The 23,934-nt window shown below is 41.5% G+C and carries 26 protein-coding genes; 15 read left to right on the top strand and 11 right to left on the bottom strand.

The window, feature by feature from the left end:
* Window positions 1–130 precede the first annotated feature (130 nt).
* From Q0R52_RS13310 to Q0R52_RS13320, 3 genes are read right to left on the bottom strand one after another with little or no spacing between them, the layout of a single operon-like run.
* A complete protein-coding gene (locus tag Q0R52_RS13310) occupies window positions 131–1,213 on the bottom strand; it encodes a family 10 glycosylhydrolase (protein ID WP_295795148.1) in 1,083 nt (360 codons plus the stop codon).
* The gene (locus tag Q0R52_RS13315; RefSeq protein ID WP_295795149.1) at window positions 1,206–2,336 is read right to left on the bottom strand and encodes a carbohydrate-binding family 9-like protein; all 1,131 of its coding nucleotides are present in this window, start codon (window positions 2,334–2,336) and stop codon (window positions 1,206–1,208) included. Before Q0R52_RS13315 ends, Q0R52_RS13310 begins: the two co-directional genes overlap by 8 nt.
* A gap of 4 nt (window positions 2,337–2,340) precedes the next feature.
* Window positions 2,341–2,748 (bottom strand): EVE domain-containing protein, encoded by a 408-nt coding sequence (locus Q0R52_RS13320; RefSeq protein WP_295795150.1) that lies wholly within the window; start codon window positions 2,746–2,748, stop codon window positions 2,341–2,343.
* An 860-nt stretch (window positions 2,749–3,608) separates the two neighbouring features.
* Between Q0R52_RS13320 and Q0R52_RS13325 the strand changes: the two genes are divergently transcribed.
* Complete coding sequence (locus tag Q0R52_RS13325; protein WP_295795151.1) at window positions 3,609–4,028, top strand: hypothetical protein; 420 nt, start codon at window positions 3,609–3,611, stop codon at window positions 4,026–4,028.
* A gap of 102 nt (window positions 4,029–4,130) precedes the next feature.
* On the opposite strand, the gene Q0R52_RS13330 is transcribed toward Q0R52_RS13325, so the two are convergent.
* From Q0R52_RS13330 to Q0R52_RS13340, 3 genes are all read right to left on the bottom strand, one after another.
* Complete coding sequence (locus tag Q0R52_RS13330; protein ID WP_295795152.1) at window positions 4,131–4,616, bottom strand: hypothetical protein; 486 nt, start codon at window positions 4,614–4,616, stop codon at window positions 4,131–4,133.
* 19 nt (window positions 4,617–4,635) lie between these two features.
* Window positions 4,636–4,812, bottom strand: coding sequence for a hypothetical protein (locus Q0R52_RS13335; RefSeq protein ID WP_295795153.1), 177 nt, complete (start codon window positions 4,810–4,812; stop codon window positions 4,636–4,638).
* Between the two features lie 316 nt (window positions 4,813–5,128).
* Window positions 5,129–5,689, bottom strand: coding sequence for a hypothetical protein (locus tag Q0R52_RS13340; RefSeq protein WP_295795154.1), 561 nt, complete (start codon window positions 5,687–5,689; stop codon window positions 5,129–5,131).
* 188 nt (window positions 5,690–5,877) lie between these two features.
* Between Q0R52_RS13340 and Q0R52_RS13345 the strand changes: the two genes are divergently transcribed.
* Window positions 5,878–6,279, top strand: coding sequence for a hypothetical protein (locus Q0R52_RS13345; RefSeq protein ID WP_295795155.1), 402 nt, complete (start codon window positions 5,878–5,880; stop codon window positions 6,277–6,279).
* A gap of 408 nt (window positions 6,280–6,687) precedes the next feature.
* Here Q0R52_RS13345 and Q0R52_RS13350 read toward each other — a convergent pair whose 3' ends face one another.
* Window positions 6,688–7,389 carry a helix-turn-helix transcriptional regulator gene (locus Q0R52_RS13350; RefSeq protein ID WP_295795156.1) on the bottom strand — a complete coding sequence of 234 codons (702 nt, stop codon included), beginning with the start codon at window positions 7,387–7,389 and terminating at the stop codon, window positions 6,688–6,690.
* Window positions 7,390–7,496: 107 nt separating this feature from the next.
* Here Q0R52_RS13350 and Q0R52_RS13355 point away from each other — a divergent pair, with 107 nt between their 5' ends.
* The 13 genes from Q0R52_RS13355 to Q0R52_RS13415 all read left to right on the top strand — a co-directional run bounded on the left by Q0R52_RS13355 (window position 7,497) and on the right by Q0R52_RS13415 (window position 17,140).
* Window positions 7,497–7,694 carry a hypothetical protein gene (locus Q0R52_RS13355; protein WP_295795157.1) on the top strand — a complete coding sequence of 66 codons (198 nt, stop codon included), beginning with the start codon at window positions 7,497–7,499 and terminating at the stop codon, window positions 7,692–7,694.
* Window positions 7,695–7,705: 11 nt separating this feature from the next.
* Complete coding sequence (locus Q0R52_RS13360) at window positions 7,706–7,867, top strand: hypothetical protein (protein ID WP_295795158.1); 162 nt, start codon at window positions 7,706–7,708, stop codon at window positions 7,865–7,867.
* A 9-nt stretch (window positions 7,868–7,876) separates the two neighbouring features.
* Window positions 7,877–9,898 carry a hypothetical protein gene (locus Q0R52_RS13365; protein WP_295795159.1) on the top strand — a complete coding sequence of 674 codons (2,022 nt, stop codon included), beginning with the start codon at window positions 7,877–7,879 and terminating at the stop codon, window positions 9,896–9,898.
* A gap of 11 nt (window positions 9,899–9,909) precedes the next feature.
* A complete protein-coding gene (locus tag Q0R52_RS13370; protein WP_295795160.1) occupies window positions 9,910–10,806 on the top strand; it encodes an ATP-binding protein in 897 nt (298 codons plus the stop codon).
* Window positions 10,807–10,810: 4 nt separating this feature from the next.
* The gene (locus Q0R52_RS13375; RefSeq protein ID WP_295795161.1) at window positions 10,811–11,128 is read left to right on the top strand and encodes a hypothetical protein; all 318 of its coding nucleotides are present in this window, start codon (window positions 10,811–10,813) and stop codon (window positions 11,126–11,128) included.
* A 16-nt stretch (window positions 11,129–11,144) separates the two neighbouring features.
* Window positions 11,145–11,609 (top strand): hypothetical protein, encoded by a 465-nt coding sequence (locus Q0R52_RS13380; RefSeq protein ID WP_295795162.1) that lies wholly within the window; start codon window positions 11,145–11,147, stop codon window positions 11,607–11,609.
* Between the two features lie 2 nt (window positions 11,610–11,611).
* A complete protein-coding gene (locus Q0R52_RS13385; RefSeq protein WP_295795163.1) occupies window positions 11,612–11,842 on the top strand; it encodes a hypothetical protein in 231 nt (76 codons plus the stop codon).
* A gap of 337 nt (window positions 11,843–12,179) precedes the next feature.
* The gene (locus Q0R52_RS13390; RefSeq protein ID WP_295795164.1) at window positions 12,180–12,395 is read left to right on the top strand and encodes a hypothetical protein; all 216 of its coding nucleotides are present in this window, start codon (window positions 12,180–12,182) and stop codon (window positions 12,393–12,395) included.
* A 24-nt stretch (window positions 12,396–12,419) separates the two neighbouring features.
* The gene (locus tag Q0R52_RS13395) at window positions 12,420–13,301 is read left to right on the top strand and encodes a hypothetical protein (protein ID WP_295795166.1); all 882 of its coding nucleotides are present in this window, start codon (window positions 12,420–12,422) and stop codon (window positions 13,299–13,301) included.
* 154 nt (window positions 13,302–13,455) lie between these two features.
* Window positions 13,456–14,148, top strand: a complete 693-nt coding sequence (locus Q0R52_RS13400) for a hypothetical protein (protein WP_295795167.1) — start codon at window positions 13,456–13,458, stop codon at window positions 14,146–14,148.
* A 97-nt stretch (window positions 14,149–14,245) separates the two neighbouring features.
* Entirely contained in the window at window positions 14,246–14,560 is a 315-nt protein-coding gene (locus tag Q0R52_RS13405; RefSeq protein ID WP_295795168.1) for a hypothetical protein, read from the top strand.
* Window positions 14,561–14,598: 38 nt separating this feature from the next.
* Window positions 14,599–16,371 (top strand): LamG-like jellyroll fold domain-containing protein, encoded by a 1,773-nt coding sequence (locus tag Q0R52_RS13410; protein ID WP_295795169.1) that lies wholly within the window; start codon window positions 14,599–14,601, stop codon window positions 16,369–16,371.
* Window positions 16,364–17,140 carry a sialate O-acetylesterase gene (locus Q0R52_RS13415; RefSeq protein ID WP_295795170.1) on the top strand — a complete coding sequence of 259 codons (777 nt, stop codon included), beginning with the start codon at window positions 16,364–16,366 and terminating at the stop codon, window positions 17,138–17,140. Before Q0R52_RS13410 ends, Q0R52_RS13415 begins: the two co-directional genes overlap by 8 nt.
* Window positions 17,141–18,036: 896 nt before the next feature.
* Here Q0R52_RS13415 and Q0R52_RS13420 read toward each other — a convergent pair.
* The 4 genes from Q0R52_RS13420 to Q0R52_RS13435 all read right to left on the bottom strand — a co-directional run bounded on the left by Q0R52_RS13420 (window position 18,037) and on the right by Q0R52_RS13435 (window position 23,822).
* Window positions 18,037–18,513, bottom strand: coding sequence for a DUF4440 domain-containing protein (locus Q0R52_RS13420; RefSeq protein ID WP_295795171.1), 477 nt, complete (start codon window positions 18,511–18,513; stop codon window positions 18,037–18,039).
* A 76-nt stretch (window positions 18,514–18,589) separates the two neighbouring features.
* Entirely contained in the window at window positions 18,590–19,405 is an 816-nt protein-coding gene (locus Q0R52_RS13425) for an AraC family transcriptional regulator (RefSeq protein ID WP_295795172.1), read from the bottom strand.
* A 500-nt stretch (window positions 19,406–19,905) separates the two neighbouring features.
* Entirely contained in the window at window positions 19,906–21,855 is a 1,950-nt protein-coding gene (locus Q0R52_RS13430) for an OmpA family protein (RefSeq protein WP_295795173.1), read from the bottom strand.
* Window positions 21,856–21,938: 83 nt separating this feature from the next.
* On the bottom strand, window positions 21,939–23,822 hold the full coding sequence (locus Q0R52_RS13435; protein ID WP_295795174.1) for an ice-binding family protein: 1,884 nt from the start codon (window positions 23,820–23,822) through the stop codon (window positions 21,939–21,941).
* Window positions 23,823–23,934 lie beyond the last annotated feature (112 nt).

Genomic DNA, 23,934 nt, shown 5'->3' on the forward strand with positions numbered 1-23,934 from the left:
AAATCTTTGTGGAGACCTATCAGCCGCTGCAAGGTCACCATCAACTTGAGGTTCATGACTGTCCTATGTAGAGGTTGCTTCGTTCCTCGCAATGACGCTTGCATAGTACGCTCGCTATCAGAACATTAGTTTACGCGTGTTTCTGAACTAGTTCCGACCTCAAAATCTCCAACACCCCCGGCGTTACATTCCCAAAAAACGAAACCCCGTGTGCGCCGTTCTTAAATGCTAACTGCACACCCTGCCTTATTTCCTCATCGTTTTTAAAATCGGATAAATACAAACCGGCATACAGCGGGAAAGCCCCTGCTAAAAAGTGAACACCCTCTGCAACGGCATCGCCTATCCAGGTTACTTTTTCTTTGTAAAAGCCGTGGTATATCATGGGGCAAACACCGTCGAGCTTCCAGTCTGTCCAGTCCTGCCGTACGTTGCGGCGGGCAATTTCGGGGGTTGGGAACACGGCTGCAGTGATTACTTTTTTATGCTGATTGGCAATATTCGACAGGCTGTTTACCACCCTGCTGATATTATTGTACCTGAACAACCGCCACGACAAACTAGCCTCAGGAAACTGTATATCAGCCAGCTCCGTTCCGTACTGCTCCTTAAATTTGGCGCGGCACACTTCGCAGTAGCAGTAATCATACTCGGGAAGCTCTTTGGTTTGCTCAATTTTATACTTGTCCCACAGGTTTACGGGCAGTACCACATCACAGTAGCGCACATAATCAAGGTGGATGCCGTCGATATAATCTTTATCCAAAATATCGGTTACCTGCTGCTCCAGGTACTGCTGCACCTCGGGGCGCGAAGGGCAAAGCCAGCGGTAATAATTTACATAAGGCGGCTTATCGGCACACGAATCGCCATTGCGGTTTTTGCTGTACCAATCAGGGTGGATGGTAATCAGTTCGGCGCGGTTAAAGGTCCACATCCAGCGGTGGGCTTCAAGTCCGTAGGCCTTTGCAGCGCGGAAATGCCTTTCGCTATCAGCCTCGAACAAAATGCCGGTTATGCCGGCGGTTTTGTAGCTGGTATAGCGGGTGGCCAATTCGTCGTCGGTATCTTTTTGGTTGGGGTTTGTCCATACCCAGTTTTTAATTTTTTTATGCTTTGCACCGGCAACAACCGTAGCAGCCGAACTTTTTAAAGGCAATTGCGATGCTACACCTGCGAGCAGGCCGGCTTTTATAAAATCGCGTTTATTCATAGTGTTGCGGGGCTAAAATGGTTACAAACCCGTCCTGGTTAATGGTATAGGTTATGTTGTCTTTTTTGTCGGTAATAAGGACTATGTACTGGTGCGGCGTGGCCTCTATTTTCAGCTCGTTCGCGTTGCCGGTAACTACTGCATCGGGGCTGATGTCCAAATCTTTTAACGATAGCGCATACCCCCCATGGTCCCTAACCCAGTCCCTTTGCTTATAGTAAACCAGCCACAGGTATTGTTTTTGCAGTTCGGGATAAGGAACTACATATTGTGCATCGCCTGCAGCGTTTTTTGTAAACTGCAGGTAACCCCAGCGTTCCGGGTAATGCATGTTTATCACGCCCTGCGGGCTCCATACCCAGTTATGCTCGGGCAGGTTGCGGCCGGTGGCATCCTTTAGCTTTTCGTATTTGCCACCTGCAACTTTGGTATCCCATTCCACGCGCGAAAAATTGATGCGCCACACTGTGCCTTCCTTTATAGGCTGTCTCCTGTCGCCGATGGCAAGCGTTTTAAACGGTATGGCCATCTCCATCGTCCAGCCTTTATCGGTATCCGAGGGGTCGTTCAATGTGCCCTGCACTTTTACGGCCGATCGCATACCCTTTGCATCCCAGCTGCTAAGCGGCCTGCCCTGGTTGCGGTACGGTTTATCCAAAAATAAATCGAAAATGGTGTTAATTGGGTTGCATTCAATCTCGAAATATCGGTGGGTAGTGTTATTTGGGTCGATAAAAAGCTCCACATCATTATCCTGGAAAACTATGTCATCATGCTTTTTAAGGTAGGCCCAAACGTTAGGGTCGCTAACCTGCGCGGCAATATACAGGCAGGTATCGTCCCACAGCATTTTGATATCGGTTTTCAGCGGCGGATTGGGTTTCAGGTTGCCTTCTATATCCACAAAATCATCCGTCCATTTGGCCTGCTGCCAGGCGGCATCGGTAATATCACCATCAATAACCGGGGCGGTTTTTGTATAGCCCACCACGTAGCTTTTTGGTAGCGACATTAAGTTTTCAAGGCCCTTAAATTGTGGCTGTGCCAATGCGGCCGTTGCCGAAAACAGCAATAGCGTAGCAAATATCAATTTTGCATAGCCGGCGGGTAAGCTTTTATACATCTTCTTAGCGGCTACCTAATTCAACGATCCGGTCGAACTCTTCGCGCTTCATGCCCATTACGCTCAGGCGACCCTGGCGAACCAGGCCCACATCCTTCAGGCGCTCATCGGCTTTTATGGTTTCGAGGGTTACGGGGGTTTTCAGGGTTTCGTGGGGTACAAGGTCTACCACCAGCCAGTTCGGGTCGGTGGTAGTGGGGTCCTGGTAGGCGGTTTTGGCTACTTTGGCAATGCCGACAACCTCCTTGCCCTCATTGCTGTGGTAAAATAATACCAGGTCGCCTTCCTTCATTTCGCGCAGGTTGTTGCGTGCCTGGTAGTTGCGCACGCCATCCCAAAAGGTATGGCCCTCCTGGTTAAATTTTTCCCAACTGTATTTATGTGGTTCTGATTTTACAAGCCAATAGTTCATGTCAAAAGGTTTTTGCCAAATGTAATGAAATTGGGGAAAATGGGAAGCGGATGTGGGAATTTGAGGGGGTGATGTAGGGGTAAGTTTTATGTTACTTTGCAGCCTGAAACCACGCAAAGCGTTCCATTTTTACACGCGGAACATCCGGAACGCTGTGAAACATGCTGATTATCAGGAGTTCTATTTTTTAACCATTTCGTGATGCGTTCCATTTTTACATAAAACCGGTGTTTTTTGGATGTGAAGCTATAACCTTTACGCGCCATGAAATGCTAAATCAGGTTGACACAAAAAGAAAATAAAATGCCTGTTTTAAAAGCTACAGACATAGTAATCCATAGATGCAATAGGGACAGCGGATAATTGGAATTGAGGGAATTGTAATCGGCAGCCCGCAAGCGTTCCATTTTTACATATGCGGAACACCCGGAACGCTGTAAAACACCTTGATTATCAGATATTTGAATTTCATCCAAATATAAATAGCTGATAGCCAATAAATACAGGATTTATGCTTTTTGCCAGCGATATGTAATTTATTTATAATCAGCGTGTTTCAGTTTTTAGTTGATTAAAACGTGAGCTTTCGATTTTGTTTGCACTATTAGCCCGCCTGTTAAGCGTGCCGTTTGGACGTATACAAATTTAAGCAAACTACTTATAGCGAGCTGAAGGGGTCGAATGAACGGCGGGTTCGTTGAAAATCTAATCTATCCGAGCCGATTCTCTTTTTCATGCCATTCCTTTTAGCTAATTTTAAACATATTCTTAGACTTGAATATATAGTGGCAATCAAGAAAAAAAATATATTTATCGAATTTTAATAAAACACAGAATAGTTGTTATCTTTCTCAAAAAATATGGCAATCCTAACCTCAATTGATGCAACATTAAATACAAGCTTCGAAAGCGGGTCGAACCTTGATAATGATTCGACTTTAACATTCGTTCTGCACCCAACATTTTCTGGGGCACGTGCTGCCGAATTTTCTTTTTCGGGGAGGGATACAACTAATGGTGCCACACATGAAGGTGATAAAAAAACCTTTAACTTTACGCTGCTCACAAATAGCCTTACAAAAGAACAAATTAATGGTTTTTATTCAATTGATATTATCATCAACGCACGAGGACGAGACCATTATGCTGGAAAACTAGAAACAATATTCCATTTTGATGATGGCACTTTCGCGGGCTCACCTGACTTTTCATTCGAGGTAGGAACGTATCACGAATCAAATCAAACCGGTCAATTAAATAATATTATAAAGTTTCTATGACGCTCCGTTTGGACACAGAAAATTAAAGTCTCACTTAAACTGTTAGCATTCAAGCAACGTGTATGAACGGGCGGTCGAACATTCAATAAAGCAGTCTTCATATTACCACTTTCTAATTCCCTTAATGTTGTCATTGATTTTTGAAAACATATCGCCTCCCGAAAGTTCCGACTTTAGATTTAGAAGATACGATTTCGGATTTGCATTAAGTTGAAGTCTTTCTTTTTTAACAGCACTTGCGGATATTATGCTTGCCGAGAAATTACTTAGATTAGTGAAACCATAAGCGTTAACGGAATTATCCTCATTAATTGCAAAGTTAAATCTTGACGTGCCTAATCGTAGACTGATGCTCACAGTTCTTCCCCTGTGTGGCACATCTTTACATATTTGACGGTACATGTGATATTTTTCGTTTATAAGACATTTAACATAATCGGTGTTCTCGTCCACTTCCGGAATGTTCATTGTTATTACAACCGTATTTTTTTCTCTACTTAATATTAAGGTATTTGGGAATTGGTCAGACAAATACCTCAATATTACCCTTTCGGGAGAAAAGCCACCGGGATATTCATCAACGTACATTACTTTTAAACGATATCCTTTAAACTCGCCTGCATTGGCATCTTCCAGTACGCCCGATAAATTCTTCGAACTTCAAATCCTTATCGTTATCGTCGTCTATGACAACTCGAATTTCATTGAAGTAGGCTTCTACTTCATATTTATCGTCCAGGGCCTCTGTTAATTTTTGAGCCAATGCGGCGTATTTATATTTCATTCTGAATAATTTACTGTTTCAAAAATGATGTTTTTTTCGTATATTTACGTTATGGCTAAACAGACTACAAAAACGTCAAGACCCGTGGTTGCAACCAGCACAAGGGGTTACAACGATATTCAAACACCCGTAATAATAATTAAGAAATAATATGGCGAAGCAAACAACCCAAACATCCCCACCAGTCAGAAGTACATCTTCAAAGGGCGGAGTTAAAAAGTAAAATATGGCAAAGCAAACGACAAAAACTATTCCTCCAGTTAAAGTAAAAGCTACTTTGGGAACAATAAAAGTTGTAAAGAAATAGTAATACTATTTATGATACGCTTGTGTAATGAGGTGAGACAGAAATAACTACAAACAAAAATACCGATATTGCAAATATAAGCAGCAATGTTAAGCCTGCGAAAGTATCATATTCTTTTGCTCTATTGTGATTATCTGCTCTGCTTTGTTCTATTTTCGCTGTATATGTCTTAATAGCATTATAGTAAAATAACCTCTCCTTTTCCTCGTCATTAAAGCCTGAACAAAGGTCATAATCCGTCGATAATACATTTGACGGTAATAATCCATTGCTATGTAATGGACGAGATTTAATTACAGTGTATCCCTTATAAACATTGTAAGCGGAAAATATTAATAAGGGTGTCCAGTACCATAAACTTGGTGTATAGTGAGTAAAAATAAAAACCCCCACTCCAAATAAGAAAGTTAAAAATCCGAATTCGTATTTTATTGCCTTGTCCGTAACGCTTACAACTTCCTCAATATCATGATCAAATCTTTCTTTTACTTCGGAAAGTAGACTTTTGTAAACATCCATCGGGATTACTTCCCAATCTTCAACTGGAAAGGTAAAGTTTTCTTCTGTCATGCTTTATTAAATTAATAAAGTACAAAACTATCGATTGATTGCTTCCAAACCGAAAAATCAGGAATTATTAAATTTTTAAGGCATTATGTCAATACGCAAATAAAATCAACGTAATGATGCATGCAACGTGATAGCTGTGCTTGTCTAAATGTTTAATTATTATATTTGAAAAACCTAAAAACTTTATAATGAGCGAAAAACCGAAAAGCTTGTTCCTGTTAGCAATTGACTATGTGCCTTTATTGACGGGAATTATTATAGCTATGGGTTGTTTTAGATTGATTGCTTTCTATTCGGTTTTTCATTTATCTATATTTAACTATACCGAATTTTCAGATTTTGTATCACAAGGGATAACGGACTTGTTTACTATACTATTTTATACTTTTTTAGGAGTCACTTTTCCTTCATTCAAAAATCCATTCAAAAACGAACTAGAAGGCGGAAGTTTGAACCACGATGTTCTTGAAAAAAACAGCGAAAAATTTTTAAATATTCTGGAGTATTCAACGTTTCTACTGTTAGTAATTTTATTAATTTATTGCGGAATTAAGGGGGTTAAACCAAATGTCCAATTATTGAATATATAAAAAAGTCCGAAATTTGTACGAAAAAGTGCTTTAATACACTGTAAACGCAGTTTTTATATTTTTGACGGGCGCAAAACCGCAAAATCCAAATGTCCCTGTTACTACCGGTTTGTACCATTTCAATACCATGAATTAGTGCTAATTATAGGCGTTTACTACGGGTTGGTTCCATTGTTGCAACTAAATAAACCGCTTTAGCGTGCTTTTTAAGCACTTTTGCACGCTATTTACTGCCATATCTAATTATTTGCGCAGTTCGCAGTAGCTAACCGTTAAATATAGGCTATTTTGGTGCTTTTTAAAGTTGGTTCTACAGTTGGTTCTACAGTTGGTTCTACACTAAAATTTAGACGGAAGTAAAATGTGCCATGTTAGGATAGGGTGTAACAAGTTTTTTAACTGATATATTTAGGACTCACCAGTGAAAAAACCAGTTATAATATTTTTAATATCGATGGGTTTTAAATCGCTATAGAATTTCTCAATGGCTTTACTGATATCATCTAAAGGCTTTGCAAACGCCCTAACCTTGTCAATTTCCAATAATATATCATTTCTATATTTTTCAAAGTCGAAGGTTTTCCCATCGTAATAGCTTGATACTTCATGTTGTTTTTTATCGATACCCTCAAAATAGTAATGGTCAAGGTTTGATATTATATATTGAAAGCAAAGCAGCGTATTAAGGTTTTGATATATTTTGGAATTTTCATCTATTCCTTTCATAAACTCAAGCCCTATTTTCTTTTGGGCATGAAGTTCTAAATATAGTGGCGCATCGTTATCGACATAGGTTTTATTAAAAATTGTTTTTTGCTCCCGCCGTTCGATAAGTCTTTCTGATTTGTCATTTATAATGTTTTTTCTTTTTATGGAAATATCATTAAAAAACTCATCGAATTTTTCAGGATTATCTTCTGATAAAAAATAATCTGCCGTCAAATTAAACGTCTCGCATATAGTTGATATAAGTTCAAAAGTAGGTTTATTCCGACCGGATTCGATCATAGATATGTTATTACGCTTTATTGATACAGCATCTGCAAAATCACTTTGCGTCATGTTGAAGTACAATCGTAGCTTTTTTAATTGCAGCCCTGGGTTGCTCATAATGCCAAAATGTGTTTAAATGTAATTTTAAATGTTGTTAATGTCATTTTTAATGTTTTATATTTGTTGAAATATATTATTAATAACATTTCAAATATAATTAAAACATGGAAAGAGAACAATTAAAGGCTAAAGTACCTCACGGTTATGGTAAGGTTATAGCAAAAAAAGCAGGTGTTAAAGAACAAGCTGTTTCGCAATTTTTAAATGGAAAAAATGACAATGTCAATATTGAATTAGCGACACTGGAAGTTTTAGCCGAATTGTCGGAAAAAAGAAATGACCTTTTAGCACGTATCAATTAACCTAAATCAACATGAAAGCAAAAATCTACATCGGCCAATTTATTGGCATCCCGGTAGCCATTAAAAAAAACGAACTCACATTATTTCAGACTGTGATTTGCACTGTGCTGTTAGGTGTGGTGATTTTTTACAGCCTGTATCTAATAAATCCTTCCATCTTAAAAAAGTATTAAACCTGCTGTATGCCGCACGAGTGGAATAATAAGATAGTTGTTACAAAAGGTGAACTGGTACCTAATTGGTTTAGTTCGCATAACCTGCGTACAACCATAGACCGGCTTAAGGGTAAGTATAACGAAATTATTGTACTGCAGCGCGGCGGTAATGGCCGTATAGCGTTATATGATTTCGACAGCCTGCCAACCCAAATTCAGCACGGTTTAGGTGACCCCCGGAAGGTTAAGCACGTTTTAGAACAATACTACCGCACGGATAATGAGGCGGTGGCATTTTTTACAAAACATCGGCTATCTACCGGCAACTATCTAACAGCGGACTATCAGGATAAATACATCATTAATGCCAGCGTGTTAAAAGCCTTAATTGCACTTAGAGCAGCTATTGAAAAGGAACGAAAGAAAAAAGGCATTAACACAACCGGGATAACAGCGGTTTTATGTGAACATGCGATAACGTTTCAAAAAACGCTGCAAGTAAGATTTAAAGATGAGCACACTTTGCCGGAAAGTTTAAAGCGCTTTAAAGAGGTTTTAAAAGCCTTTGAAAAGAACGGCTATAAAAGCCTGATTTCGGGAAAGCACGGCAATGATAACAGCCGTAAAGTGTACGAAAATACAATAGCCTTACTGGAAAGTATGTTTGCCAAAGATACCACCAAACCAACCGCCACCGAAGTGCACCGGCGTTACGATGCGTTTTTGGCCGGACACCTCGAAATTATCAATAATGAAAGTGGAGAAGTTTACAGCCCTGTAGACTTTAAAGAACTAAGTGTAGCAACCGTAACCAAATATCTATCCGATTGGATAAGCCAAATTGCTACACATGCAAACCGCAGTGGCGACAACCAAAAATACATGCAAAGCTTTAAACCACACCACTCACTTGATAAGCCGAAGTTTGCCGGTAGCATAATTTCTATTGATGACAGGCAGCCGCCATTTAAAACCCACAACGGCAAAAGGATTTGGTTTTACAACGGTATTGATTTAGGCAGCGAGGCTTTTACTTGCTGGGTGTATGGAAACACCAAAGAAGATTTAATATTGAAATTCTATCGGCAAATGATACGCAACTATGCCGAATGGGGGTTTTGCCTTCCGAATGAATTAGAGGCAGAAATGAGTTTAAACTCATCCTTTGTTAATACTTTTTTACGTGAAGGGGCGATGTTTCAAGATGTGCGCATAGAGGCCAATAACGCACGCGGAAAACGCATTGAGGCTTATTACAAGCCGTTGCGTTATCAGTTAGAAAAGAAACGTGAAGGCTGGCTGGCCCGGCCGTTCGCGTTGAGCGAAAGCAATCAATCCGGCAGCCATGAAGTGCCGACCCTGCATCCTGATGATATTATTGAAGGTTGTTTGATAGACCTTGAAACATGGAATAATATGCCGCACAGCGTTCATACGCATTTAACACGCTGGGAAGTGTTTGAACAAATGCAGCATCCCGATTTAAAGCCGATAAATTATAATGCTTTTATGCCTTACCTGGGATACAAAACCAAAACAAGTTGCAACGTAGGGATTATAAGGCTGCAAGGCGGTGAATACCTATTAGGCGAAAACGGCGAAGTATGTGCAGGCGAAAATCTTATAAACCTTATGAGCCGTGTTGAAGGAAAGGACATTGATGTTTATTGGCTGGATGATAACGCGGGAAATATTTTAAAGGCGCTGGTTTACATTGGTGACTTATTGATTTGTGAAGCCGTTAGTAAACCTACCTACAACCGTGCTAAAATTGAGCAAGGCCCCAATGATATTGCCAACCGGGAGATTATGAGCAAATATGTAATGACTATTGAGGCATTTGGTAAACGAAGGAAAAGGGAGATTGAAGCTGTGACACAAATTGATAATACCCCACAGCGGCCAAAATCTTTTGTTATGCCCGGCCTAAAAAGAAACAGCATACAGGAAGGTACACCGCTACCGGATTTATTACAAGATACAACCAATGTTGATTTTGTAAACGTCCCGCAAAATGGGTTTGTGAGACCACTTAATGACACTTTTTAAACCAACTAATTATGCTACAAATAACTAACGATTTTAAAACTAAAATTTTTGCCGCCTTACAGGATGTAAGGGGTAATTACAGCGGTAGCGATGCTGCTTTTTCAAAACAATGGGGTATTAATCACGCCGTGTATAGCCGATTGAAAGGCGGAGAGATTGACGGACTGTTAAAGGATACACAATGGCTTAATATAGGCCGTGAACTCAATGTGAGCTTATCGGAGCGTAAATGGAATATTGCGCGTACTGACGTGTTTACAATCATTGAGCGTGATGTGGATTTTTGCCAAACCTATGCAAAGGGCAAAATGTGTGTTGATGATTGCGGTATAGGTAAAACATACACGGCTAAGTATTTAGCACGTACCCGTAAAAACTGTTTTTACGTAGATGCCAGCCAGGCAAAAGGCGTGCACCTGCTTATTAAGGCGATAGCTAAAGCGATAGGCGTAGATGCTGCCGGGAAGTACGCCGACATAAAAGCCAATATTAAATACTGCCTAAAAAACCTGCCTAATCCAGTTGTCATAATAGACGAAGCTGGCGACCTCAATCAGGCAGCGCTACTTGAAATTAAAGAGCTTTGGAACGCCACCGAAGGCGCGTGCGGTTGGTATTTGATGGGAGCCGAAGGGTTTAAAAAGGTAATGGATAAAGGCATGTATAACAAAAAGCCCGGCTTTAAGGAGCTATTTAGCCGGTTATCTGAACGGTACACCACAACAGTTCCAATGAACCCGCATGAAAAGGCAGAGTTTTACCGGAAGCTTATTTCGGATGTTTTATCGGCCAATATGCCGGATAAAGGCAGGCTAAACGAGATTGTTAAAAAATGCCTTGTGGTTGACGGGAGTGGGCAAATAGGCGGGTTAAGACGTGCGGAATCATTACTCATTATTAACTCTTAATTATATGATACAACTTACTAAAAAAGAGATTGAACTACTTAAGATTAAGGCTTACAATCTATATGTAGAAAGCGGTATAACCGCTAAAGAAATTTCTAAAACTATTCCCGTAACTGAAAAATCGATAGGCGTATGGGTGAAGCAATACGGATGGAAAGATTTGCGTAAAACGAAGGATGTTTGGCGCTTAGGTGGTAAAAACGGTTCGGCATTAGCACTTAACGGGTTTGTGATTTTTTTACGAGATAAACACCCGTTGGTTTATAGTGAAATAATGCCGCTTATGGAATTATACAACGAAAGTAAATCAGTTAAATCATAACATTAAAATTATTGACATGGCAACAGCTACAAAAGGACAAATAGCAAAAATTCACGTACTGCTAAATAATTTAGGTATAGCAGGTGAAAAGGCAAGTATTTTAAACAGCCTGACAAATGGCCGTACTGAAAGCACAAAGCAGTTAACAATAATTGAAGCGCGGCAATTGATTGTTAGTTTATCGGGGCATGACCCCGCAGAGCGGCTTAAGAGCCTTATTTTCTCTTTAGGCTATCAGTCCGGCATTTTATACGGTAGTACTGCTGATGATAAGAAAATGAACGCCGCAAAACTTAATATGTTTTTGAAAGAACGTGGAGCGGTAAAAAAGGAACTTAATCAAATGCGTTACGGCGAACTGGTTAAAACTCATAGGCAGTTTGAGGCGATTGTGAGCAACACCAAAAAAACCGCCGATAACAAAAGCGCAAAAAAGGTAGTAAAGAACTTATTAAACGAATTGAACCTAACAACCCTATAATTATGGAAGCCGTAGAAAAACTGTCGAAAAAGGATATGAAATGTATTGAACTGTTTAAGATATTAATTACCAAAACAAGCGATGCCGATACAGTTCGTAAAACAATGACCCGTATTTATCTCAACTACACTAAAATGCTTATCGCCGATATTAATTGGATAGGCGCTCAAAATGACACAGAATTATATCATTTGGGCGAATTAATTGAGATATTGGATGGCGGTTATGACTAATTGTATAATAAACCGCCTTTAAAGTAGCTTAAAGGCGGTTTTTGTCAATAATTAGCCCTCATATATTGCAAATACCCCCTACCTTATCTCCTAATATCGTGCAAATAACAGATTGTAGCGAACTTAAAAAAACAACAAATACCCCCTGTGTTTGGTGGTAAATGTAAAACGATACGGGAAATGGCATTAAACACATTTGAACGCATAGGAGTATTTGCACAAATAAGCCGGTATGATATAGGCTATAAACATCATAAGTAATTAATTAACTACATGTTACACGTAGTAGTAATGCCTTAAAATTAGGATACAGCTACATAACGCTATAATTTTACCAATGAACCGAAAGACGGAATTAAATACACAAAGAAACGCGGCAATATTTCAGGACTTTATAGACCTGTATGGTGTTGGCAAAATGCGGCCCGGTGCTATTTACGATAAACTTGAGGTTAAATACTTTCTTGACCGGAAAACTATTGAGCGAATTATCACTAAGGTTAAAAACCCTAAAATAGATAAATCATGCAGTCAGGTTGAGGGGGTACCCTAATTGAACTTTTTAAACTTAACTATAATGCGCAAAAGCAGTAAACGACTAATTATTTCGACCGAAGCTATTAACAGCTTCGGTTTTCGTGTTTTAACAAGCGGTATCGACTTAAGCCAATACAGGCTAAACCCTATCTTACTTTGGATGCACGTACGAACAAACGGCAATTCGAAAGACCAAATATTGCCGTTGGGTTTTGTAAGCGATTTGGAGGTAAACGGTACAGAATTAAGTGGTATACCGAATTTTGATGATACCGACGAATTTGCAATGAAAATCTACAACAAGGTAGAAAACGGCACAATAAGAATGTGCAGCCCCGGCCTGTTACCTTTAGAGCAATCGGATGCGCCTGCAATGATGATGCCAGGGCAAACATTGCCAACCGTAGTAAAATCGGTTATGATTGAGGTTAGTATTGCCGACATTGGTAGTAACCCCAATGCGCTGGCAGTGGAGCTTTACGATATTGCCGGACATAGCATTAAGTTATCCGCTGGGACTGCTAAGGCTGTAATATCATCAATAGCAAGTTCGGGAAACGGGCACGGTACAAATCCAAATAGTAACCACCACGCCGCAACATTGGCAATAGTAGACAACGCTGTTAAGGCAGGTAAATTCACTAAAGGCGAAGCAAGTACTTTGCTAACTGCCGGTGCTCATCCGGCCGGGGTTGCCGCAATACACCAAAAAGTAAAAGAGGCAAAAATAGTACCGGAACGCCTAACCGGAAGTATGCCGGAAGCACTAAAGCCGTTGGTAGCAAAAAGCTGGGATGAATTGAAAATGGCATGGGGTGATGATACAAAAAGGCTGAAAGAGCACGCCCCGGAAGTTTACAAGGCAAAATTTTTTGAGAAGAATGGCAGGATGCCCGCAGAGCGTGACGGAAAGCCGCTATAGTAAAATAGTTTTTAGTTAGGTGTAAGTGCCGCCCCCGCTACGTGATAACCGTAGCGGGGATATTTAACGGGTATTTAAAGGTAATACCTGACTTATAACAATAATAATAACCGTAAAATTTTTTAATCATAATAATAACTAATCATTTTAAGATATGAACCCTGTATTAATTTATACAAGTACCGCGAAAATAGCCGCTGACAAATCGGCCCTTAATTTAAATTTGGAACTATTCCAAAACGTGTATAACGCTTTTAAAGCAATAAATATCAGCCCTACTTTGCAGGAAATAGGCGATTTACTTAGCTTAACTGTAAATAACAATTCTGCGCCCGGCTTTGAAACCGATTATGCCGTTAATAAACTGTTAGATGCGGCTGCACCTTATAACTTAAATGGCGTGCAGTTGCAGCGCAGTAAGGTTAAGGACATGATTGTGCCGCCTAATATGACTAACGTTAAAGCGGCGTTGATTGCTGCAAAACAGATGCAGCCCGGCATTTTAGGTAACGATATTTCTTTGTTGACACTGGCAAATGACGTTATCAGCAAGGTAAATAACTCTGATACAATTATTGAGACCAGGAACACATTTTACACGCAAACGGATGCGGGTGCAACAATGGCAAATAGCGTTCAAGCCGTGTGTGATGCGCTCAATACGTTTGATGCAGCTAATGGTAAAGTGATTTTTGGCGGCCTATCTAAAAAAAGCGCTGAATTCGTGTATCAAAATGGCAAAAACGTTGCCGACCCATTTGAAAGCGCAATAGCAGGCGTGGAAATGCGAGGTGGACAGTTCGGCATTAGTTTGCCCTTCATTAGGTCGGTTGAGCATAACAGTTAAACCGCCTGCTTTTCCGGTCGCGTTATTTAGCGCGGCCGGTTCTGCTTATCGACAATAATCTTATTTACCCCCCCCCCCATTAACTATTATTTTAAACATGTTACTCGGTAATCAATTTGTTGCTGGAATACTTTCAGAGCCGGAATTAAAGAAAAGTAATGTAAAGCACGTAAAGGGTGTTTTTACAGAAAATAGGGATAAGGCCGTAGTGTGCCGTCTTTATTATCATTATAATATAAAAGGAATGCGCTATGATGTAGCATTAGCTACGCTTAATCAGGAGTTTTTTTTGGGAGAAACTACGTTGGCACAAATCATAATGCGCGAAGGCGATTTGCTAAAAAAGCTAAAAGCCGACGAAGCCGATAAAAAGTATTTAACAAACCTATTTCCTCATTACAACTGGAATTAATAAAAACCAATTTCTAAATTAAAATTATATTCAATAAAATGGCAAGCAGAAATATTTTAAAAAACTTTTTTAAAAGAGGGCAAAAACCAACAGAAGGGCAATTTGCATCATTGATTGATAGTTTTTGGCATAAAGATGATGACACTATACCAATTACTAAAGTTTCTAATCTAACCGACACGCTGGCTGGTAAGGCTGCAATAGTAGACGTTGAAAACGAAGCTACTTTACGTATTTCCACGGATGCCGATTTGCAGCAACAAATAGACGAGTTGGCAGCTGGTGGCGGTGGTGGCGTAGGCCCGGCAGGGCCAGCGGGGCCAAAAGGTGACACCGGAGATGTAGGGCCAGCGGGGCCAAAGGGTGATACTGGTGATACCGGCCCGGCTGGTAGCGCTTACACTCTACCGGTAGCTACTGCAACGGTTTTAGGAGGTGTTAAGCAAGGTAGCGGCGTGACGATTGCCGGTGATGGCACTATAAGCGCCACAGGTGGCGGCGGTGGTTATGCTGGCCGTGCATTTAATGAGGTTTTAACTTTCGATGCACCCTTTAAAATGGAAACTGTGCAAACTGGCGATATTGCTTTTGTGCTCGGTAGTAGCCCGGTTGCCGATGTTAACGCGCGTGTAATAATTGTTGGCGATGGTATTCATAGTTTAACATTTCCATCCGATTGGTATAATATCAGTGGCCAGACTTTTGAAAACACAGCCAAAAATATCATCTACCTAGAATATGATGGCGACGAAGTTGTTTATTCAATCGGCAAAATACCTACACCAGATGTAACAGCGCCGTACCTGCTTTCGGCAACTATTAGCAATTCATACAAAAATAAAATAGTACTGTCATATAGCGAGTTGCTTAGCCAGTTCACGGTGCCTGCTCCTACCGATTTTGCCGTTAATTTAAGCAAGGCGGTAACAGCGGTTGAGTTATCAGGCTCTTTGGTTACGTTAACTGTTGATAGCAATTATTCGTATGGCGATGTGGCAACGGTATCGTATACACCCGGTGGTAACCCGATACAGGACCCTTCAGCTAACTATGCCGTTGCGTTAACCAATCATGCGGTTACTAATAATGTTTTACCGGCTGCAACTTCATTAACCTTTGTAGGGGCCAATCAAATACCGGCAACATCTGTAGTGCCGTCTGCACTGGCATTTGGCTCGGGCGGTACTGATACGGCTTTTTCTGTTAGTTTTTGGGTTAAACGTGCTGCAACAGCTAATAAGGCAATTTGCGGCATAGGTTCGCTAACCGATACATCGAAACAAAATATGTTTATCCAATTCGATACTTCTGCTGGTGAACTATTATTTCAAATTTTCTCAGCGTCTGGTCAAATATATGTATCAACCAATTCAAATGTTACTTCCGGTGTATGGACGCATGTTACCTGCACTTATGATGGCAATAAGTTAGGGAGCGGTATGAAAGTATATTTTGATGGCAGCTTGGTAGCGGTTACTGTTCAGTCGGCAAGTTATCCCGGTCAACAGTCATTTGTAAGTGATACGCTTTTATCTGTTTTGGCTGGCCCGTATGGCTATAATACAGGCAGCCCGCAGGAACCGGCGTATAACTACTTATTAGATCAGCTGTATTTCTGGGATAAGGAATTAACATCTGGCGATGTAACGGCAATATACAACGGCGGCGCATTGGTTGACCCATCGGCGTTGTCAATTGCAAGCCATTTAATTGCCGGATATGAGTTTGACAGTAGTTTAGTTGACAGGGGCGCGCATGGATATACTTTAGTTAGCACCGTTGCACCTACATTTAGCACCGACCATGTTTAAAAGTACAGCGATAAGAAACAGCCATGTTATTATACTTCATGGGCAAAGCAATGCCAATGGGTTGGCAAATTCAAACGGCGTTTACCCCGCTGCTCCTGATACTAATATTTATTTGCCAAAAAAAGGGCAGTATATTTTTAACCCGGTAACAATGTTGTGGGAACGCCTTCAGCAAAATAAAAACAATGATGGAACACCGGTAACACCTGTTTTAGGTTATACCGGTGTCGAGATGAAATTAATGCAGCTTTTAAGCGATTATTACGGTTCTGACCAATACCTGATTAAGTACGCACAGGGCGGCACATCGGTTTCATTAACATCTGGAACGCTTTATAATTGGAACCCTGATTCGACAGATACCATTATGTTTAAAGGTGCTGTATCGAATTGCTTGGCGGCTATTAATAAGTTGCCATCACTTGGTTTAAAGCCGACTTTAGAGATATGGATACAGGGTGAGGCGGATACAGGAACAACCGATGCAAATAATTATAAAACGAATCTGACTTACTATCAAACTGAATTTAGAAACCGTTGCGGTTTGCCAAATTTAAAGTACATACAAACCGGATTAAGTAACAACCAAACCGCTTATCTTACCAACCAGGCTATTGTTAATAGCGCAAAGATGGCTATGTCTATAAATGGCAATCATTATGTAAGCACGGATGGTGCCGAAGTGGGCATAGATGGGGTACACTTTACGGTTGCTGGCTATGAAGATATTGCACAGCGGATATTTAATGTGGCTATAACCATGCTATAGCTAATATGAAATATACTTTTTTAAATTTTATATTTGTTTCATATTACTGGTGCCTTGTGTTCGCTTTTGAGTAGAATGTACAGGGGAACGCCGTAAATAAAGGCCGCATTTGTGCGGCCTTTATCGTTTAATTTATATAAAAATCAGGGCTATTTGGTGCCAAAATATGCACATACCCCCCTGCTTTAAAGCTGTTTACTTGCGTAAAAGGCTGAAATTTTACATCAAAATAGGGATTTTTACGCTGTTAAATGCCTGTTTCGTTTTGTTTTTTTGGACTTTTGGATTTTTCGTTTATAGGAATTCAATGGCTAACTTTTAAAAGAATCGATAGCTACGATAAATTTTTTTTCCTAAGTAGCTTGAGTTACACTATCGGTATTTATTTAAGTATCCAACTAGGTCGGTTGTATTTAAAGCATTATAAGTATACGCTGAACAAAGCTGTGTTTGTATTTATACCACTAATGTCAATATATTTCATGGGGTCTTTATGGGCTAGTAACGTTTCAGCCTTATCAGTTAAATATCAACAAGAAAATATAAATGAATCAATTACGATAGACAAAGTCATTCATATTTCTACTAAAGATTATTATTACATAGGTCAAACAAAGGCATATGTCTTTTTTCATAATGAAAAAAATAACACGAATGATATTTTTCAAAAATCGCAAGTATCTAAAATGACTTTATCTCATTGAAGTTATCTCTGCTTATCAAGGCATGCACTTATTCAATTATCCCGCCAGTCCTAGCATTTTGCTAGAAAACACACAAAATTCAACCGTCCTGCTTGCACAGCATCGCATTTAATTTATAAATACAAAAGCCCGCAAATATCTATTACAGGCCTCTATTTTCCGCTTTTAACAGCGTACGATATATCTCTACAATCACCCCGCTTTATGATCACTATTAAAGCAATCCCTAAATATTTTCCACCCGGCCTTTGTTTTTCTCCATAGCTTCAGGTATTTACCATCGTCAAGCAGTTTCCCGCCTTGTTTAAAAACCTGCCAGGTACCTTCCTCGGCCAGGTATTCCTTACCATCCCCGTAAACATTTTCGGTATGGAACTTTACGCCTTTAACTTTTCCATCGGCAAAGGTGTCTTTAAAATCCTTTTCAAGGGCTTTTTTGCCGCGCACAGCCGGGCCGTTTGGTACCAGCAGACTTGCATCATCGGTATAAAGATTGACAATCGCCGGATCGCTTTTCGAGAACAAGTCAAAATACAAAACATTGATTTTCTCAATCGCCTTTTTTGCTTTGAGCAGTTCCCCAGTGGGCGTAGTTTGGGCCTGGCAGGCGTTATAAATTAAAAAGAGGGCTGTACACAAAATTGCCCTTACTAAGTTGTTTTGTTTCATAATTGTTTAATTGAATAAATAATTACGCCAAAACTACCCCTTCAGAAAGTTCATAAATTGTAAAAATCGGAACAGCTTAATTTTTTAGGGCTACGAAAAGATCCGTCGAGCTTTCAGGCGAAAATTGGGAAGGTATTGAACCGGTGAAGAACTTAAAATCTTTTATAAAATGCGACTGGTCGAAATAGCCGCACTGGTGTGCTATGGTGGTAAGCGACGCGTGTTTGCCTGCAACAAGGTGAACGCTTTTTTGAAACCGGGCAATTTTGCTGAACAGGTTTGGGGTAAGTCCGGAATAATTTAAAAATATGGTTTGCAGGTACCGCGATGAAATGCCATACCGCGACGAAACCGAATTGATATTTTCGAAAAAGTCATCTTTGGTTAAATCGTGCATAATGCTGTTTACCAACTTTAACCTGTTAAACTTATCTTCGAAACGGAAAAGTCTTTTTAATAAAAATGCTTCCACCAACCCGATCCTCTCCCCTGTTGACCCGGCTTCCAATAATTTGGAATGCAGCAACACGGTTTCCTTGCCGCCTATGTCTTTAAAATCAATTACCTGGTCGTTAAACTCCGCAATCCGTTCGTTAAAAAAACAGGCGGCTGTATGGGTAAAAAAGCGGATGCCAAACATCGCGTGTTTTCCGAAGGAGGTAAAAGTAAAGGGCTGAATAGTCTGGCCCCACAACTGAATGTCGGGTTGTTTTATAAAATCGCCGTTTATTAATTGTTGCGGGCCATCATCCCCCAAATTGAACATAATCTCGATAAAGCCCGTGGCAAAAACTTTATCTTCGGTAAATACGGCCGTATCCGTTTCGCATACAAAGTAACATTGTACATAATCTTTTAAAAAACTACCCGGACTGTATTCTGTATAGCGCATATACCAGCAAAAACTATAGCTAAGGTAATACAAAACGGGACTATTCTAAATTAAAATCAGCTGCTGTAGGGGAAGGTCCAGCGGCGGCTATATAAAGAAAAGCCTTCTATAATTTAATTGAGTTCGGTCGCCTCACCCCAAACCCCTCTCCAAAGGAGAGGGGCTTAAAAATGTATTTTTATTGAAGTGCGAAGTTTAAGGCGAAACGCAAACCTTTCTGTAAACTCTATGGATTTGTTAGACGCGCCTGTACAAAAGGAACGGGCAGCACAGCTTAAAAATGTATTTTTATTCAGGTGCGAAGCTAAAGTCCTCTCCTTTGGAGAGGATTTAGGTGAGGCGAAGTAAAAGTCTGTGTGTACCGATCCTTATCTCGAACTCACGTATATTTTAGGTGGGCACTTAAATTTCAGCATTCAAACAAAATGCTGAACGGGCGGCTGGGCCAAAAAAAAAGCGGCATTTCTGCCGCCCTTTCATTTCAAAAAATATACATTTTACTATTTGACCGGAACAATATCAATTATAACCGTACGATTATAAAAGCGTTCTTCGGTGGTGTTATTGTCAAACGGTGCGTTGGCTGCATCCTCGCCAAAACCTAAGGTTTCAAACTTCACGTTGGTTTTACCGGCCTTGGTTAAGGCGCGCTGCAAGGTGTTTTGAACATCCATTGCGCGTTCTTTTGATAACTTCATGTTGTGGTCCACATCGCCAATTTTATCGGTGTGGCCGTGTATAATAACGGTTGAACCATCGGTGATTGAAGCTGCTACAATATCGGTTAAGAATTTGTCGTACGATGCGATGGAGTTTGCTTTGTCAAAATCATACAATATACTGTAGCGTATGCCTTTAACAACTGCGCCGTCCTGGCGTACTAAATGGACGGTACTTTCCATTCTAACCGGTGTGCCGGTGGTGGTTTCGCCTGTCATCACTATCTTGTAATCGCCATCAGGGCTAGTACCTAAAATAGTGGCACCCGGTATACTGGCCTGGTCGCTGGTGTATGGCCCGAAATGCTGGGCAACGCCTTTGCTATCGGTAACATCAACCGACCACGATTTAAGCAGTTGTTGAGCGCTATCGACATTTAATACTACCTGGCTGTCAAGCGGGTTTACCTGGGTAGCGTTTATCTGCACAGGTTTCATCATATCGCCGCCAACTTCTACCAATAATTGAGGTGAAGCGCTGGTTATATCAACACGACGGTTGCCGGCACGGAGTAATGCAAGTTCTTTGGTGCCGCCAGGGTGTTCTGATGGGATAACTGGTTTGGTACGGCCCTGTACGGCTATTCGTGAACCATCAATTGCGAACGTGGCAACTAAATACTGTTTTACTGTTTCAGCAAGTTCCTTGCCTTCTTTAGGGCCGTTGGCCGATGCACCGGTCAATAAAATTACCGCATTTGGGTTCGCTCTTAAACGGTCGCCCAAAATGTTGAGGATATTATGATAAACATTTAACTGCCTTGCAGAGCGGCCTGTGTTGTTGTCGGTTTGTGCATTTTGCAGTTGTTCTTCCCTGAACGTGGTCGCCTGGTCAGGTGTAAGCATCACGTACCTTGCAGAAATTTGTGTGGACCCTTCATCAAAAAATACCGAGTTGCGCAGCGGTAAAGTTTCGCTTACCTGGCGCTGTAACGGCACTGCTAAAGGTGCACGCACGTTAAACACAAAACTGTGTACCGGTGGCGCAGGTGGTGGTACCGCTACAACAACATCTTTAACTTTGGCTTTTGAACCCTTGCCAAACTTGAGCGCAATACCGGCGCGTACTGTGGTAACCTGCCAGCTTTCGATGCTGCGAGGTGCCTGGCCGAAATAGGGATGAAATGAAACAAACGGCGAAAGGCTAACCTTTGTGGTGCTGTTTGCCGACGACATCATTATATCGTAACCGGCGCCAACCTGGCCCGAAATAATGGTTTTGTGCATTGCCACCAGTTCGGCGCTTGTATTTGGTTGCCTCAGTTGGGTATAGTCAAAGCCGCTGCTTGCATTAAATGCCACCCGTGGCCCTGTAAAAAAATACAGCCCTGTTGATGGTACACTTAAACGCAAACTTGGCTCAATAGCAATGTAGCTGGTGCTTGTTTTTAAGGTAGCGGGGCAATCGCATGGGGCTACTACGCCGTCAAATTTGCCACCGCGGCCGTCATAGGCTACGTTTAACATAACGCCCCACACGCCAACCGGGCGATATTCAACCAGCACCGACCCATAGGGGGCCACACCTTTGCCTTTATGGAACGCGGTGGGCGCTATTAATGAACTGGTTAAACGTTGGGTTGTACCATCGTAAAAATTAAAATTTGCAGCGCCAGATGCGCCGAACCACCATGTGGGCTGCGTATTTTGTGCCTTAACCGTGGTGCCGGCCATTATAATCATCAGCATACAGGTGATGAGCTTTGGGAGTATTTTATTTATGGGTAACATGTTGTGTCTTCTTTAAATTGTTGATTTATACAGTTTCCGGGTAAATCCCCCGAAGGGGATAAACCGGGTAAACTATTTGAATGTTATTGGGGCACGTTGATAGTGGTATTTACCATGGTAACCGAAGCCACCAATGAAATAGCCCTGCCGTTTAATACCGTTTGCACAGCATTGCCTGCTGTTGAAAACGTAACGCCTGCTGTGGCAATGATGGTACCTGTCATGATACCGCCACCTGCGCCATTAATTACAGCTGCGCTGCCTACATACCAGAATACATTTTTAGCTTGTGCGCCGCCTTTCAGTTTAACGTTCCTTGCTCCTGCCGGACCGGCGGTGCCTACGGTAAGCCCCGCAGCTGTCTGGAATATAAATACTGCATTCGGGTCGCCTTTTGCATCGAGGGTAAGATCACCGTTGGTAATTTTAAATGTACCGCTGGCAGATTTGTATACGCCCGCTGCTAAAGTCAGTCCGCCTAATTCGCCGGCGCCCGGATCGGTACCGCCTGGTTTTGATGCGGGGGAAATACTGTTATAAGCAATGGTAGCATCAATAAGCGCCTGCGATGCAATGGCAAACGAAGTAGCGTTACCAGGTGCGGGTGGCGCGGTGTATATACGACCGGTTACGTCGCCTTTGTTAAGCGGTGTTTCGGTATACACATCGGCGGTTGTGCCATCATGAAAGCCTGTTATCAGGGTTGATGCGGCTGTTGTGCCGATGCTGCCATTATTGATGATAGTGTTCAGGCCCTGGTTGGTTACACCTGCATTACCACCGAATGCACCAAATATATCTATGGAGCCCAAGTTTGGCGGTGGCACAACCACTATCAGCGTAAAGTTTGCCGTGATGTTTTTGTTAGCACTCATGGTAACGTTTAACGGATTGGTTGAACCCGATGCGTCGCCGCTCCATGATGTAAAGTTGTAGCCGGAATTTGCAGTTGCCTGTATAGTTGCTGTTGCCCCTGCATTATATGCACCCGAACCTGTAGTCGAACCGCCTTCTGCCGGGTTCGAGGTTATGGTAAGTGCAAATTGCGAAGCAGGTATGGCCTTAAAATTGGCAATTAGCTTGCGGTTGCCTGCCAAAATAAACTGGTAACTGGAGCTTGCGGAAACTATGTTGCCATTCTCCGTCCAATTGATAAACGTATACTTGGCGCTTGGCGATGCGGTTACCGTTACCTTGGTACCGGCATTGTAAGCGCCCGAGCCGCTTGTTGTTCCGCCTTTAACCGGCAGCGATGATAACGCTACTGCAAATTGCGATGGCGGGATCACCTTAAAGTTTGCAACCAGTGCACGGTTTGCGCTTAAGGTAAACTGGTAGCTGGAGCTTGTTGAAACAATAGTGCCGTTTTCTGTCCAGTTAACAAAAGCATAGCCTGCGTTAGGCGTAGCTGTTGCGGTAGCAACCGAATCGCGGGCAAACACGCCTTCACCTGTGGCTGTGCCGCCAATAGTTGGGTTTGCTGTTAATGTTAACTGCGGGATGGTGGTAAAGCTCCACACAAAATTACTAACCAGCGCCGTACGCAGCGTATCGGTGGCCCCGGTTGTAATGGTACCTGTGTAAATTGCAAATGGTAAAAGCGGCACGGTGGGTGTAAACGTAAAAGTTTTAGCATCGGCCGATGCTGTAATTTTGCCTGCAATTGCTGTGGCACCCTGTTTTATAGTAAATGTATTAGCGTTGACGGTACCAACAGACATATTGGTATTAAACGTTACCGATATTGCTTTTTCAAGCACAACGTCCACCGCTTTATCAGCCGGGTCGGTTGAAACTACTACGGGGCAGTTACCTTTTATTTCGCCTTTAAAGTCGTCTTTTTTGCAGCCTGCTGCTAAAGCAATAACCAGCAGGATGGTAGCCACGATGGGCTTAAATACGTTTGGATAGTGCTTGCCGTTCGGCAATGGCGTACTATCCATAGTAAGAGTAAATCTTTTTTTCATGAATAAATGTTTTGAAGAGTAAATTGTAAGTGGTCCGTAGATCCTATTGGGTCAGATCTAAGGATAGTACAAAACTATGGAGGGGTTGTAGCCGATATGTTACATAACTTTT

The sequence above is a fragment of the Mucilaginibacter sp. genome, from assembly GCF_025359345.1.
Taxonomy (GTDB): Bacteria; Bacteroidota; Bacteroidia; order Sphingobacteriales; family Sphingobacteriaceae; genus Mucilaginibacter.

Coding starts and splice junctions, on each gene's coding strand:
- Q0R52_RS13310 (WP_295795148.1), bottom strand. CDS start 1,213: ATGAATAAACGCGATTTTATAAAAGCCGGCCTGCTCGCAGGTGTAGCA.
- Q0R52_RS13315 (WP_295795149.1), bottom strand. CDS start 2,336: ATGTATAAAAGCTTACCCGCCGGCTATGCAAAATTGATATTTGCTACG.
- Q0R52_RS13320 (WP_295795150.1), bottom strand. CDS start 2,748: ATGAACTATTGGCTTGTAAAATCAGAACCACATAAATACAGTTGGGAA.
- Q0R52_RS13325 (WP_295795151.1), top strand. CDS start 3,609: ATGGCAATCCTAACCTCAATTGATGCAACATTAAATACAAGCTTCGAA.
- Q0R52_RS13330 (WP_295795152.1), bottom strand. CDS start 4,616: ATGTACGTTGATGAATATCCCGGTGGCTTTTCTCCCGAAAGGGTAATA.
- Q0R52_RS13335 (WP_295795153.1), bottom strand. CDS start 4,812: ATGAAATATAAATACGCCGCATTGGCTCAAAAATTAACAGAGGCCCTG.
- Q0R52_RS13340 (WP_295795154.1), bottom strand. CDS start 5,689: ATGACAGAAGAAAACTTTACCTTTCCAGTTGAAGATTGGGAAGTAATC.
- Q0R52_RS13345 (WP_295795155.1), top strand. CDS start 5,878: ATGAGCGAAAAACCGAAAAGCTTGTTCCTGTTAGCAATTGACTATGTG.
- Q0R52_RS13350 (WP_295795156.1), bottom strand. CDS start 7,389: ATGAGCAACCCAGGGCTGCAATTAAAAAAGCTACGATTGTACTTCAAC.
- Q0R52_RS13355 (WP_295795157.1), top strand. CDS start 7,497: ATGGAAAGAGAACAATTAAAGGCTAAAGTACCTCACGGTTATGGTAAG.
- Q0R52_RS13360 (WP_295795158.1), top strand. CDS start 7,706: ATGAAAGCAAAAATCTACATCGGCCAATTTATTGGCATCCCGGTAGCC.
- Q0R52_RS13365 (WP_295795159.1), top strand. CDS start 7,877: ATGCCGCACGAGTGGAATAATAAGATAGTTGTTACAAAAGGTGAACTG.
- Q0R52_RS13370 (WP_295795160.1), top strand. CDS start 9,910: ATGCTACAAATAACTAACGATTTTAAAACTAAAATTTTTGCCGCCTTA.
- Q0R52_RS13375 (WP_295795161.1), top strand. CDS start 10,811: ATGATACAACTTACTAAAAAAGAGATTGAACTACTTAAGATTAAGGCT.
- Q0R52_RS13380 (WP_295795162.1), top strand. CDS start 11,145: ATGGCAACAGCTACAAAAGGACAAATAGCAAAAATTCACGTACTGCTA.
- Q0R52_RS13385 (WP_295795163.1), top strand. CDS start 11,612: ATGGAAGCCGTAGAAAAACTGTCGAAAAAGGATATGAAATGTATTGAA.
- Q0R52_RS13390 (WP_295795164.1), top strand. CDS start 12,180: ATGAACCGAAAGACGGAATTAAATACACAAAGAAACGCGGCAATATTT.
- Q0R52_RS13395 (WP_295795166.1), top strand. CDS start 12,420: ATGCGCAAAAGCAGTAAACGACTAATTATTTCGACCGAAGCTATTAAC.
- Q0R52_RS13400 (WP_295795167.1), top strand. CDS start 13,456: ATGAACCCTGTATTAATTTATACAAGTACCGCGAAAATAGCCGCTGAC.
- Q0R52_RS13405 (WP_295795168.1), top strand. CDS start 14,246: ATGTTACTCGGTAATCAATTTGTTGCTGGAATACTTTCAGAGCCGGAA.
- Q0R52_RS13410 (WP_295795169.1), top strand. CDS start 14,599: ATGGCAAGCAGAAATATTTTAAAAAACTTTTTTAAAAGAGGGCAAAAA.
- Q0R52_RS13415 (WP_295795170.1), top strand. CDS start 16,364: ATGTTTAAAAGTACAGCGATAAGAAACAGCCATGTTATTATACTTCAT.
- Q0R52_RS13420 (WP_295795171.1), bottom strand. CDS start 18,513: ATGAAACAAAACAACTTAGTAAGGGCAATTTTGTGTACAGCCCTCTTT.
- Q0R52_RS13425 (WP_295795172.1), bottom strand. CDS start 19,405: ATGCGCTATACAGAATACAGTCCGGGTAGTTTTTTAAAAGATTATGTA.
- Q0R52_RS13430 (WP_295795173.1), bottom strand. CDS start 21,855: ATGTTACCCATAAATAAAATACTCCCAAAGCTCATCACCTGTATGCTG.
- Q0R52_RS13435 (WP_295795174.1), bottom strand. CDS start 23,822: ATGAAAAAAAGATTTACTCTTACTATGGATAGTACGCCATTGCCGAAC.